This window comes from Candidatus Zixiibacteriota bacterium, assembly GCA_021159005.1.
In the GTDB taxonomy this organism is placed as follows: Bacteria; Zixibacteria; MSB-5A5; order UBA10806; family 4484-95; genus JAGGSN01.
Genome location: JAGGSN010000067.1, coordinates 1 through 14,030, shown reverse-complemented (window position 1 = coordinate 14,030; position 14,030 = coordinate 1). Strand labels below are relative to the sequence as shown.

Sequence of the window (14,030 nt, the reverse complement as noted above, 5' to 3'; positions counted from 1 at the left end):
CCGCCGCCGCCTGATTCCTGTATGTGTCCGGATGAATATCTATATCATGCGGCTGGTGCCAATGGAAACTGTGTATTTATCGGAAGCGATATTACTTATCTACTCAATTATTTTCGGGGCGGTTCGGCGCCTGTATTTTGTCAGGATTGTCCGATTGATACCCTTTTACTTTTTACTAAGAGAATAATACCATCTGATAAAGCGAAAATGGATACTAACACTGAATAGGTTAATTTTTTTAAGCCCCGAGGAAATACCTTGACTCTCGGGGCTTTTAAATTATATTGAGAAGAGGATATTTACATGAATAAATCTATAACAATATCAATCATATTACTTAGCTTGGCTATTGCATGCCAAGCCATCGAGGTTTCCGGCGATGTCTATGGCACATGGAGCGCCGACAATAACCCCTATGAGGTGATAGGTGATTTGCGGGTGCCGCAATGTTCGACTCTAATTATCGAGACTGGTTGCTATATCGATTTCCAAGGGCGTTATAAATTCTTAATAGATACAATGGCAGCTTTTCAAGCAATTGGTAATGAAAATGACTCTATTGTTTTCACCACTGCTGATACGGCTTTAGGTTGGTTTGGCTTAAGGTTTTTCTCTGCCGACAGTGTTTCGGAATTGTCTTATTGTATAGTTGAATGGGGTAAAGCCGCCTCAGAGCTTGACACGATTACAGATGAGACTGATTATTATGGCGGCGGTATATTTTGTGAAAACAGCAATCTTTCAATTACTCATTGTTTAATACGGCTAAATGAGTCATCGCCATATTTTGGCGGCGGCATTTATTGCAGTAATTCAAACTTAGATATTGTTGCAAATATAATCTCTGATAACCATGCGGGCTGGGGGGGGGCAGGAATATTTTGCGAGTTTTCCAATGTAAATATTGGCAATAATATTATTGACTATAACAGAACTTTTTATCCTTTAGGCGGAGAGTTCTGGGGAGGGGCTATTGGATGCGTAAGATCTACTGTTCTTATTTCAGACAATATAATACAATACAACTTTTGTGGTATTAGCGGTGGTGGAATTTTTATTAGCGGATCCAGCGCAATTATTACAAATAACGATATATCACATAATCGCGTATGGGACTCTGGCGGCGGTATTGCAATAATTGATTCATCAACGGTATTATTAGTATATAATATAATTGCCAACAATACTGTATGTGGTGTTGATGGCGGCGGTATTATAAACCATAGGTCTCATTTGACTGCGGCAAATAATACGATTGTTGGCAATAGAGCTTCTCGGCAAGGCGGCGCTATCTGGGCAAGGCAAGGTATTAATGACACATTAATAAATAATATAATAAGGGATAATGAAGCCGATGAAGGTTCTCAGATTTATGAGTTGCAGGAAACTCTTACAGTCATCTACTCTAACATCGAGGATGGCTGGCCGGGCGAGGGCAATATCGATGCCGACCCGCTGTTCTGCGAACCCGATACCGGCAATTTCTACTTAGCAGAGAACTCGCCCTGTGTCGGCACCGGTTTCAATGGCGCCAACATGGGCGCTTATGGCATCGGCTGCGACCCTGTTAGCATAATCGAGCATTTCTCCTACTTGCCGGATGATTTCGAGCTTTTCCAGAACCATCCCAACCCCTTCAATGCGCGCACGACCATCCGCTACAACCTGAGCATTCCTGCCGATATTACTATCGACATCTACGACATCCTCGGCCGCAAGGTTGAAACACTTATCAGCATCAAACAGCCAGCCGGCGAACATCAGGTTATCTGGGATGCTATGGATAAGTCATCAGGCATGTATTTCTATAAGCTTCAGGCAGAGGACTGTGTCGAAACTAAGAAGATGCTGTTGTTGAAATAAATCCAGCCATTAATCAGGAGCACACGAGGACGTGTGCCGCCCGCCAAAGTCAAAAAACCGAACAATAGTGAAAAAAATCAAAAAATAAGCCTTATTAATCGCTAATATATTGACAGTTTAAAACAGCCATTATATATTAAAACCCTTGTGAATAGGTATCAGCAAATATTGGTTTTAGGCGTGTTTCTTATATGTTTGTTTTTCATACAGGCGGATGCTCAAAAATCTGAAGTAACCGGAACTATAACTACAGGACCTACAATATCTCTGATTTCTATCGCTATCGATGATTTCAAGTTAAGCGATAGTTTACTTGATTTAACCGACACCACGTACGCCGACAGTATCAAAGCCATCCTTATTGATGATTTGATATTTTCGTTATACTTTAACGTTGTCGAGCCAGATTCAGCTTTTCTGTTTGATTTCGCTAACAATGATATGAACCTTGAGGACTGGATTTATATCGGGGCGCAGATGCTGATAAAGGGAAGGTTGGATAAACATGGCGAACTTTATACCCTGAATATCGATGTGATTGATATTTTCCGCAATAAGATGATATATACCAACCAGTTTTTAGGTTCAAGTCTTGACTATCGAACGATAGCCCATAAAACAGCCGCCGATCTCCTTCTAAACCTGACCGGCGAACGAGGAGTATTCGACACAAAAATCGTTTATTCGTCCCAGATTAAAGGCAATAGGGATATATATGTCTGCAATTTCGATGGCACTAATCCAATCAGGATTACTAAAGATCCCGGCGTGGATCAAATCGCTGTCTGGAGTTATAACGGCGATAGAATATATTTTACCTCTGACCGTAAGGGCAATCACGACCTTTATTGTTATGTATTTGAAAATGATGAGATTTATTCGGTGTCATCCCGCAAGGGTTTAAACTATGCGGCAGCGGTTTCTCCCGATGGAAAATATGTTGCCGCAACACTGTCTATTTCGGGCAATGCCGAAATCTATTTGCTGGACTCATCCGGGCGAATTATGCGGCGATTAACTTATTCTTGGGGCATAGATACATCGCCTACCTGGTCGCCTAATTCCAGGGAAATAGCTTTTATTTCAGACAGGTCGGGTAATCCTCAATTATACGTTACCGATATTGACGGCATCAATACGCGCCGCCTGACATACTATGGAGATTACATTGGCGATCCAGCCTGGTCGCCAAGAGGCGATTATATTGCTTATTGTTCACGTGAGGCAGGACAATTTCAAATTTATACTGTTGACATTACCGGTCAAAATGCTTATAAATTAACAGAAATTGGCTCGAATGAGGTTCCGTCGTGGTCTCCGGATGGACTTCATATAGTCTATACATCTAATGTTGATGGAAAATATGATTTATGGGTCATGAACTTTGATGGGTCGGGCAAGAAGAAGCTGAATCTGAATGGTATTTGTAAATCACCTGATTGGTCAGTAAATTTACGATAAAATATTTAAAAATTTTAAGGAGGTAAATCTGTGAAAAGATTAATTATTTTGCTGGCATTAGTGTTAGCATTGGCAGTATTATTTGCTGCCGGTTGTAAAAAACCGCCGCCGCCGCAGCCACCACCGCCGCCGCCGGCTGATACAACTGAGGTTGTAGAGGAACCAGAACCAGAACCACTGCCACCACCACCGCCGCCACCGCTTGAGATGGCAACTATCCATTTTGAATTCGACAAATACAGGCTCACCGAAGAATCTCGGGATATTATAGCCGCCAACGCAGCCGCCTTGGAAGAACATCAGACTGCGATTATCAGAATCGAGGGGCATTGCGATGAGCGAGGCACTGATGAATACAATATGGCGCTTGGCGAAAAACGCGCTATGACTGCCCGCGATTACCTGATTAACTACGGTATCAGCCCCGACAGGATTTCCATTATCAGCTATGGCGAATCAAGAAGTGTCGATCCTGGCCATAATGAAGAAGCTTGGGCTAAAAACCGTCGAGATGATTTTATTAAAGTTTCTGAATAAGATAATATTTACAGTCTTATCAGGTATAGCTAACTATAAGGCGGCCAAATGGCCGCCTTCTTTATTCAGTTCGCAATTAGATATTCCTTTTCAATCAACTTTTCTATGGTTATCAAGTGGCGCTTGGCAGCAAGATCTGTCGGAAGCAACTTCCGACAGCACAAGGTAACTCCCGACCGCACAAGGTAACTCCCGACCGCACAGCAGGTCAATCCGTCTCAGACGGACTCGGGGCTTGACCGAATGTAACCAATGCGTCAAGTCCCAAATGGACTTGACTTAAAAGACGGCATCTATTTTTTACTTCCAAGCACCGCTTGGTAGCCAGAGAAATATTTTATTATTTAGGGTGATTGGTTGTACATCCTCGTGCGCCAACATTTTAATAATCCCCTCTTGAGGGGGGTTAGGTGTGTTGACAGTTGTAATAGTAAGACCGTTATCCAACTGCAAAATCCGGGATAAATACTATTGTGGGTAATTATCCGGCAAAAGTGAGCTGAAATTATTTTTATTTTTTTTACTTTTCTTGTAAAATAATGTTTGAAATTTCTTACTGATTAGTCCTATAATTTGCCAGTATGTATAGAAGTTGCAATTATAATTTTAAAATGATGGTAATCTAGTTAGGTTAAATTAAGAAAAGAAATAAATAGTATTAATCAACTGCTAACCAATTAACAAGCGAGGGCGTATGCCGGCAAAGAAAAAGGCTGCCAAGAAAAAAGCGAAAAAGAAAGTCGCCAAGAAAAAAGTGACGAAAAAGAAAGTCGTGAAAAAGAAAGTAGCTAAGAAAAAAGTAGATAAGAAAAAAGTAGCGAAAAAGAAAGTGGCGAAGAAAAAAGTAGTCAAGAAAAAAGTCGCTAAGAAAAAAGCCAAACGTAAACCCAATCCAGCTTTTATGAGACCTTGGAATATTAGTGAGGCATTAGCTGCGGTGGTTGGAAGTAAGCCTATACCTCGGACAGAAGTTACTAAAAAGATATGGGCGTACATTAAGAAAAACAAACTACAGGATGCAGTTAACAGAAGAATGATTAATGCCGATGAAAAACTGAAAAAAGTATTCAGCGGCAAGATGAAAGTCAGCATGTTCGAAATGACAAAATTGATATCGAAACATCTATCCTGATCATTTATCGCTTATTCCTTAGTGGTTCAGGCCGGACTGTATATTAGTCCGGCCTTTTATTTTTTTACTTCAGAAGCCTGCGAAACTATATAATATTCGCTTTGGTTTTTTGTTGCATTTATCATATAACTTGCCGATATTTACATTATAACTTTGACAGGGATATTTTAGTTTTTATAATGAAACATCAAACCGTAAAAGTAGTTAAATAATAAGAAATGAAATTAATTTAAATTAAAGTCTAAACAGGAGGGATTATGGCAAAAGGACACATCGCAAGCTCTTATGGGCTGGAAAATCATGGCCTGACTAATATTAATCAGGTCTTTTGGAATCTTAACACGCCAACTCTATACGAGGAGATAATAAAAAGGCGCGAGGGCTGTATTTCGCATCTTGGCCCAATTACTGTCAGGACCGGTCAGCATACCGGCAGGGCTGCCAACGACAAATTTATCGTCGAGGAAGCATCAAGTAAAAACAACGTTTGGTGGGGCAAAGTAAACAAACCATTCACTCAGGAAAAATATGATATATTATTCAATCGTCTGCTGGCATATCTTCAGGGGAAAGATTTATTCGTTCAGGACTGCTATGGCGGCGCTGATAAAAAATTCCAATTGCCTATAAGGGTGATTACTGAAAATGCCTGGCATAGTCTTTTTGCCAGAAATATGTTTATTAAGGCGGAAATTGAACAGCTTGCGAAACATAAACCGGAATTTACAATTTTGCATGTCCCCAATTTTAATGCCATACCAAGTCTTGACGGTACTAACTCTGAGGCATTTGTGATATTGGATTTAGGTAAGAAGATGGTATTAATAGGCGGCACCAGTTATGGCGGCGAGATTAAAAAATCAATCTTCACTGTTTTGAATTATTTGCTCCCCTTGGATAATGTACTATCAATGCATTGTTCTGCAAATGTTGGCAAGAATGAAGACACAGCTCTGTTTTTCGGCTTATCGGGAACCGGTAAAACAACCCTTTCGGCCGACCCGGAAAGACGTTTAATCGGTGATGACGAACATGGCTGGAGCGATAATGGCATTTTTAATTTTGAGGGCGGCTGTTATGCTAAAATAATAAAGCTCTCTCGAGAAGCCGAACCCGAGATTTTCAACACTACGCGAAAGTTCGGAACAATACTGGAAAATGTGGCGGTAAATCCCTGGACGAGAAGACTTGACCTTAATGACGACACTCTTACGGAGAACACCCGCGCCGCTTATCCGCTTGAACATATTCCAAATACCTATGGCAAGCAAACCGCCGAACACCCGAAAAATATTATCATGCTTACCTGTGACGCTTTTGGTGTGATGCCGCCTGTTGCCAGACTATCGCCGGTGCAGGCCATGTATCATTTCATGTCTGGCTATACGGCCAAACTGGCTGGCACAGAAAAAGGCATAAACGAACCACAGGCTACATTTTCTGCTTGCTTTGGCGCGCCATTTATGGTGCTGCATCCGTTTAAATATGCTCGTCTCCTTGATAAGAAAATCAAAAAACATAATGTCAACTGCTGGCTGATTAATACCGGCTGGACAGGCGGCCCTTATGGTGTTGGCGAAAGAATTAAAATAGCTCATACCAGGGCAATGGTGAAAGCGGTATTGACCGGCACGCTCGCAAAAGAAGAGATGACAAAAGACCCAATATATGGTTTTGAAGTACCAAAGGCATGTCCGGGTGTTCCTATCGAAGTTCTCAACCCGCGCAATTTATGGAAAGATAAAAAAGCGTATGATAAAGCCGCCGATAAGCTGGCTGGCATGTTTGTAAATAATTTCAAGCAATTTGAGGATGAAGCGTCAGAGGATGTTAAGAATGCCGGTCCTCAAATAAAGGAACTGTTAAATACTATTTAATGATTGACAAGTCCTGGGTTTATCAATAAAATCCTTGACTGTTGACAAAGGTAATATTGAAATTCATTTCAACGTAATGGAAATAGTCGGGACTGGAAAGCCCTGACTATTAAATAATTATATTAACAATTGAATGGAAAACGCTATTATCTTATAATATGGAAAAAGGAGTTGTTGTGAAAAACGGTTTAAGCATACCATCATCGAGAGATAATACAACTCATGAAAAACAAAATCATACTTTTAAAAACAAATTAACCATAGGCTCTAATTTCCTTAAGGAAAATACTATCAAACTTGATTTAACCTATATCTTAAACCCCGTTGACGGCAAATCCTTTATTACAAAAGATGAATTGACGGAATTTTCCCCGCATGTTATCGAGAAACTTAACCAATTGAAAAATGGCGAAGGGGACTGCAAAGATGGCGATATTCCGATGCTGGGCTGGATGAACATACCGGATGAGATGTCGGAAGAAAACCTTAATGAGATTGTTCGGGCAGCCAAAGAGCTTTCGAATAAAATAGATGTTTTTGTATCGCTGGGCATAGGCGGTTCGTATCTTGGCATTGAGGCTACTTTCAAGGCGCTGACTCATACTTATTTTAACCAGCTTCCCCGCGATAAACGAGGCGGCGCGCCCGAGATTTATTTCTTAGGTCAGAATACCGACCCTGATTTTATCCATGACACTCTTGATATGCTTGATGGCCAAAGAATAGGGGTGAATGTAATTTCAAAATCGGGCACTACTGCCGAAACAGCTATCGCTTTTAGAATAATCCGAAATCTTTTGGAAAACAAGATAGGTGATAAAGCCGCCGAATTTATATTTGCCACAACTGATAAAAACAAAGGCGCTTTACGTGATTTGGCGGATTCTAAAGGATATAAAACTTTCATCGTTCCCGATAATGTTGGCGGTAGGTACTCCATATTTACCGATGTTGGCTTGGTGGGATTAGCGGTTGCCGGTATAGATATACATGAATTTGCAGCTGGTTTTCGTCACATGAAAAAGATAACTTCCTCTGATAATTTCTGGAAAAACCCGGCTATGGTTCATGCGGCGGTGCGGCATCTGGCATATAAAAAAGGTAAAAAAATCGAAGTAGTAGCGACAAATTCTTCGGCAATTTATCAACTTACGCGCTGGATGGAACAGATTTTCCCCGAAAGCGAAGGGCACAATGGCTATGGCATGTGGGTTTCGCCCTCGATGTATTCCGAAAAGCTCCACGCCAACGGCCAGATGGTTCAGCAGGGCGAGAGGAATATTCTGGAAACATTCTTGCGGCTCACCGAAAATGACAACAGCGTTGATATACCGGTTGATGCAGAAAATCTTGATGGTTTAAATTATCTGCCGGAGAACAACCGCAATATGAATTTTATTAACCAGAAAGTTATTGATGGTCCGGCTTATGCTCATTTTAAGGGTGGCGTGCCGAATATGATAATCGATATTCCCAAACGCAGCGCTTTCAATATCGGTCAGTTTTATTATATGATGGAAATGTCTGTTGCTCTGTCGGGCTATCTTGCCGGGCATAATCCGTTTATTCAGCCGGGAGTCGAGGCATATAAAAAGGCAATGTTTGCCATGCTGGGCAAACCCGGAACGGAGAAGGAATATAAAATAATCTCCAAAGCTTTGGAGGGAATGGATAGAATAGTTATTTGAATTATCATCAGAATAATATAATATTTAATATTTTAAATATTTTTATAAGCTTACAAAGTATTTTTAGTGAAGTTACCGATAAAGATAAATATAAGCTGAAGTCAGCTTATTTTTATAAAGGACAAAGACGAAAAACAAATAATCATTTTGGAGTTAAGCATGGCAAAAGCATTTGACACCTTTTTAATCAGGGCGGCTCTTCCGGAGGAACTGAAGCCATTGAGAGAACTGGCATTTAATCTTCATTGGTCATGGAGCTTCGAAGCTATACAGCTATTTCGCCATCTCGACCGAGACCTTTGGCTTTCAACAAAACATAATCCTATCAAGATGCTGGGTACTATCAAGCAGGATAGACTCAGTCAGGCTTTAAATGATGAAGGTTTTTTAGCCCAGCTTGAAAGAGTGCATAATAATCTTAAAGAATATCTTAGTAGCTCTACTTGGTTTGCAAGTAAATATGGTAAATTTGACTCTCCTAAAATAGCTTACTTCTCTATGGAATTCGGCTTAACCGAATGTTTGCCGATTTACTCAGGCGGTTTGGGCATTTTGGCTGGCGACCATCTCAAGTCGGCCAGCGAACTGGGATTGCCGCTGGCCGGTGTTGGTTTATTATATCAAAAAGGATATTTTAAGCAGTATCTTAATGCCGATGGCTGGCAGCAGGAGACTTATCCCGATAATGATTTTTATAACATGCCGATTCAGCTTGAACTTGATAAAGAGGGAATACCTATCTTAGTAGATATTGAATTTCCGGATAGGACTGTTTATTGTCGAATATGGCGCGCCCAGGTTGGCAGAGTGCCTTTGTATCTAATGGATGCCAATACGCCGGAAAACAGCTATAACGATCGGAAAATAACATATCAGTTGTATGGCGGCGATAATGAAACTCGCATCCAGCAAGAACTGCTGCTTGGCGTTGGCGGTATGAAAGCTCTGCGCAAACTGGATATTCATGTTAATGTCTGCCATATGAACGAAGGGCATGCCGCTTTTATGGCTTTAGAAAGAATAAAACATAGGATATTGAAGGATAATTTAACTTCTGGTGAGGCAACTCAGATAGTTAGAACCGGAACTATCTTTACCACCCATACTCCGGTTCCGGCAGGGATTGATAAATTTCATTCCGCTCTCGTTGAAAAATATTTAAATAATATATTCATAGAAGCCGGAGTGAAAAAAAGCGAATTTTTAAAACTGGGAATAGCCAAAAACAGCGATGAACGCAATTTATTTAATATGGCTTTACTAGCTTTGCATACGACCGCCTATGCTAATGGAGTCAGCAAACTTCATGGCGAGGTTTCCCGCAATATATGGCAATCGATATGGCCCAAAGTTCCACTTAATGAGGTGCCGATTGGCCATGTTACTAACGGCATTCATACGCGTTCCTGGATTTCTCATGAAATGGCAGAATTGTTTACACGGTATCTGGGACCGGCCTGGTTAAAAAAGCCGGCAGACCAGACTATCTGGAAATATATCGAAAGGATTCCCGATGTTGAATTGTGGCGTATCCATGAGCGGCGTCGTGAGCGGTTAGTCGCATTTACCAGAAAACGGCTATATAATCAGCTTAAAAAGAGAGGTGCTGGCTTCAAAGAAATACAAGCCGCCCAGGAAACCCTTAACCCTGAAGCCCTCACAATAGGATTTGCCAGAAGATTTGCCACCTATAAAAGAGCGGCGCTTCTCTTAAGGGACCCTGTTCGCTTGAAAAAATTATTGACCAATAAAGAACGCCCCGTACAATTTATATTTGCCGGTAAAGCTCACCCCTTAGATAATGGCGGTAAGGAATTGATTAAGCAAATCGTTCATTTTGCCAGAGACGAGGTAATTCGCAAACACATCGTTTTCCTTGAAGATTATGATATTAATGTCGCCAGATATTTAGTTCAGGGTGTTGACCTGTGGCTGAATAACCCCCGTCGGCCAATGGAAGCAAGCGGCACCAGCGGAATGAAAGTCATCCCGAATGGCGGCTTGAATATGAGTATCCTTGATGGTTGGTGGTGTGAGGGATATGATACAGATACCGGCTGGGCAATCGGCGCCGGTGAATCGTATGATGATCCTAACTATCAGGATGAAGTTGAAAGCAAGGCGCTGTATGATGTTCTCGAAAACGATGTCATCCCATTATACTATGAAGTCAGCAGTGATGGTCTGCCAAGATTCTGGATAAACAAAATGAAAAAATCCATGGTGAAACTCTGCCCGGCTTTTAATACAAACCGAATGGTCAAAGAATACACTGAAAAATACTATATGAAAGCCTTTGAAAGCTGGAAAAACCTTTCTGCGGATAATTATACAAAAACAAAAGAATTAGTTAAATGGAAGCATTTTATATTGGATCATTGGGACAATGTTCATATAGTTAATGCCGGCGTCCAGAAAAAAGAAATCGAGGTAGGCTTCGCCCTAAAAGTAGAAGCCGAAATTGTGCTTGGGGAACTTAAACCCGATGATGTGAATGTGCAGATTTTCAATGGCTTGTTAGACAGCGATTATAATATAGTCGAAAGTAATGTTGAAGATATGACCTGCACTGGCCCTGTTCAGGATGGTCTTTATAAATATGAGGGCTATATACCCTGTGATGAGAGCGGTTTATTTGGATATTCCTTAAGAATTATGCCCAGCCATCCGGATTTGACCGATCAGTTTGGTTTGGAAAATATTCGGTGGATTGGCGATAGTGTTAAAAATTCAGCACCTGAACTGGCATTTTCCAAAACGAATGCATAGTATAGGTTATTTGAAGCAAAAGACTTAGGTATTGTCGTTTATCGGCATATTATAAAAACTGCACAATCCGGGATAGTACTTATCTCGGGTAAGGCAAAATTTGTTAAATGAAATAGCTAAAGAACAGCAGTCTTTATTGGATTACATCAGCAAAGATTTTGAAATCTCCCGCGGCAATCCTCTCCCCTTGGGAGCTGCACTGAAAAGAGGAGGAATAAATCTGGCCGTGTTCTCTCGCAATGCCGACTCTGTTTCTTTGGTTTTGTTTAAACAGTCAAACCCTAAACAAATCGCAGAATTTCCTCTCGACCCACGCTATCATCGCACCGGCGATATCTGGCATATTTTAATAAAAGGACTCGATGCCAATATCGAATACGGCTACCGGATGGATAAGCATCCAAATAATGAAAAGCAAATCCACAGGTTCGATCCTTCCTGTGTCCTTATTGATCCGTATGCAAAGGCTATTTCAGGCGGAGAAGTATGGGGTAAAATAAGCAATGAGAATATAGATCCAATCTATTATAGACATCAGAGATCTTTGGTGATCAACGATGATTTTGACTGGGGCTTCGACCAGCCTTTGAAAATTCCAACATCTGATACAATCATTTACGAACTCCATGTCCGTGGTTTTACACGGCATAAGTCTTCCAATATCAAATATCCGGGAACATATGCCGGGTTGATTGAGAAGATTCCGTATCTTAAAGAACTTGGCATAACCGCTGTAGAATTGCTTCCTATTAACGAATTCTCAGAAATTGATACCAATAGAGTAAACCCGCGAACAGGCGAACGGCTTCTCAATTACTGGGGTTATCATTCGCTGGGCTTTTTTGCTCCGAAAGCCTCTTATGCTTCCTGCCCCGAAAATGGAAATCAGGTCAGAGAATTTAAGACTATGGTTAAAGCTTTTCATGAAAACGGCATCGAGGTTATTCTCGATATGGTATTTAACCATACCGCCGAGGGCGACCATAATGGCCCAACCCTATCATTTAGAGGTTTGGATAACAGCATCTATTACTTGATAGACCCTCATTCAGGAGAATACTACAACTACTCCGGTTGTGGAAACACTCTAAACTGTAATCATCCGGTTGTCCGAGACCTGATACTGGAATGCCTTCGCTACTGGGTTATGGAGATGCATGTAGATGGTTTCAGGTTCGATTTAGCCTCAATATTAGGGCGAGGTCGTGATGGTTCGGTTTTGGCTAACCCTCCGCTTTTGGAAAGAATCGCCGCCGATCCGATTCTCAGCAGCGCTAAACTTATTGCCGAAGCCTGGGATGCCGCCGGGCTTTACCAAGTGGGAAGCTTTCCCTCTTGGGGGCGATGGGCTGAATGGAATGCTAAATTCCGCGATCACGTGAGGAAGTTTATTAAAGGCGACCCCGGAGTTGTATCCGAATTGGCTGATTGTATAATGGGAAGCTCCAATCTTTACGCGCATAGCGGGAGAACGTCATATCACAGTATAAACTTTGTTACTTGCCATGATGGTTTTACGCTTGCTGACATTGTTTCATACAATGAAAAACACAACGAGGAGAACGGCGAGGATAACCGGGATGGAGCCAACGATAATAACAGTTGGAACTGCGGGGTTGAAGGTCCTGCCGGGGATAATCCGGATGCGGATAAAATAAACAAACTTCGACAACGTCAAATAAGAAATTTCGCCGCTTTATTGCTTCTTTCCCGCGGCGTGCCGATGATTCTGGCTGGCGATGAATCAGGACGCACTCAGAGAGGAAATAACAACGCCTACTGCCAGGATAATGAGATAAGCTGGATGGATTGGGATCTCGCTAAAAAAAATAAGGATTTGTTCAGGTTTTTCAAATTACTGATAGAATTCCGCAAGAATCATCCTGCTTTAAGATTTGAAAGTTTAACCACACCTGAGGAGATTTTAGAATATGGAGTCAAATGGCATGGAATAATGCCCGATAAACCCGATTGGTCTTATGAATCAAGAAGCTTTGCGCTGCAGATTACTGAAAATGCTGCCAGTAATCCGTCTGAAAGCACTGAAATCTATATTGCGGCAAATGCCTACTGGAAACCGTTGATATACTTTCTTCCCAAATTGCCCAAAGGGAAAAAATGGTTTAGAGTCGTTGATACAATGCGCTTTAGCCCCTATGAAATTTGTGAAAACAATACAGAATCCATTCTTAAAAAGCAGAACAGGTATAAAATCGGCTCTCGTTCAGTAGTAGTTCTAATAGGCAGATAGCCTTAGCCTTAATTATTTACAATTAATCTTTTTCAGAATATATCAGCCCCGTAGGTCAATCTACCTCAGGCGAATACGCTCTCGCGCACAAACATTTGTATTCTCCTCTTGAGAGGGGTTAGGGGTGTGTTCTTAACGCTCGTTGCCAAGCACTGCTTGGTAACGAGAGGGCGTATCCTCGCCTAACCCGCTTATTCATAAAAAATATAGGAGAGTCATTGCAATATCATATGCTTGAGTTTATGAATAATACGGCCGAAAGGCATACACCCTCAGACCGTTTACAAAGCCAGCCCCGATTATTTCCATGGCGCTAAAAACAAATTTCAATATTACCTTTTATCAACAACCAAAGCTATTGGAAATACCTTCCGACAGCACAAAGTATATTATTTCAAATCCTTTATAGAAAGATTAGATAATTTTAGCTAATAATAAAATGTCTTAATGGA

The 14,030-nt window shown here is 41.2% G+C and carries 9 protein-coding genes; all 9 read left to right on the top strand.

Features of this window, described 5'->3' with window-relative positions; translation table 11 throughout:
- Window positions 1-228, top strand: a 228-nt coding sequence (locus J7K40_04165) for a hypothetical protein (protein MCD6161594.1), incomplete at its 5' end; no start/stop codon positions are given.
- 75 nt (window positions 229-303) lie between these two features.
- Window positions 304-1,863 (top strand): T9SS type A sorting domain-containing protein, encoded by a 1,560-nt coding sequence (locus tag J7K40_04160; protein MCD6161593.1) that lies wholly within the window; start codon window positions 304-306, stop codon window positions 1,861-1,863.
- A gap of 147 nt (window positions 1,864-2,010) precedes the next feature.
- Entirely contained in the window at window positions 2,011-3,324 is a 1,314-nt protein-coding gene (locus J7K40_04155; protein ID MCD6161592.1) for a PD40 domain-containing protein, read from the top strand.
- Between the two features lie 30 nt (window positions 3,325-3,354).
- On the top strand, window positions 3,355-3,861 hold the full coding sequence (gene pal / locus J7K40_04150) for a peptidoglycan-associated lipoprotein Pal (GenBank protein MCD6161591.1): 507 nt from the start codon (window positions 3,355-3,357) through the stop codon (window positions 3,859-3,861).
- Between the two features lie 694 nt (window positions 3,862-4,555).
- Entirely contained in the window at window positions 4,556-4,993 is a 438-nt protein-coding gene (locus J7K40_04145; protein MCD6161590.1) for a hypothetical protein, read from the top strand.
- Between the two features lie 257 nt (window positions 4,994-5,250).
- Entirely contained in the window at window positions 5,251-6,870 is a 1,620-nt protein-coding gene (locus J7K40_04140) for a phosphoenolpyruvate carboxykinase (GenBank protein MCD6161589.1), read from the top strand.
- Window positions 6,871-7,046: 176 nt separating this feature from the next.
- Window positions 7,047-8,558: a glucose-6-phosphate isomerase gene (locus J7K40_04135; protein MCD6161588.1), complete on the top strand. Its 1,512-nt coding sequence runs from the start codon at window positions 7,047-7,049 to the stop codon at window positions 8,556-8,558.
- A 159-nt stretch (window positions 8,559-8,717) separates the two neighbouring features.
- Window positions 8,718-11,327 carry an alpha-glucan family phosphorylase gene (gene glgP / locus J7K40_04130; GenBank protein ID MCD6161587.1) on the top strand — a complete coding sequence of 870 codons (2,610 nt, stop codon included), beginning with the start codon at window positions 8,718-8,720 and terminating at the stop codon, window positions 11,325-11,327.
- A 112-nt stretch (window positions 11,328-11,439) separates the two neighbouring features.
- On the top strand, window positions 11,440-13,578 hold the full coding sequence (glgX, locus tag J7K40_04125) for a glycogen debranching protein GlgX (GenBank protein MCD6161586.1): 2,139 nt from the start codon (window positions 11,440-11,442) through the stop codon (window positions 13,576-13,578).
- Window positions 13,579-14,030 lie beyond the last annotated feature (452 nt).

Coding starts and splice junctions, on each gene's coding strand:
- J7K40_04160 (MCD6161593.1), top strand. CDS start 304: ATGAATAAATCTATAACAATATCAATCATATTACTTAGCTTGGCTATT.
- J7K40_04145 (MCD6161590.1), top strand. CDS start 4,556: ATGCCGGCAAAGAAAAAGGCTGCCAAGAAAAAAGCGAAAAAGAAAGTC.
- J7K40_04140 (MCD6161589.1), top strand. CDS start 5,251: ATGGCAAAAGGACACATCGCAAGCTCTTATGGGCTGGAAAATCATGGC.
- glgP (MCD6161587.1), top strand. CDS start 8,718: ATGGCAAAAGCATTTGACACCTTTTTAATCAGGGCGGCTCTTCCGGAG.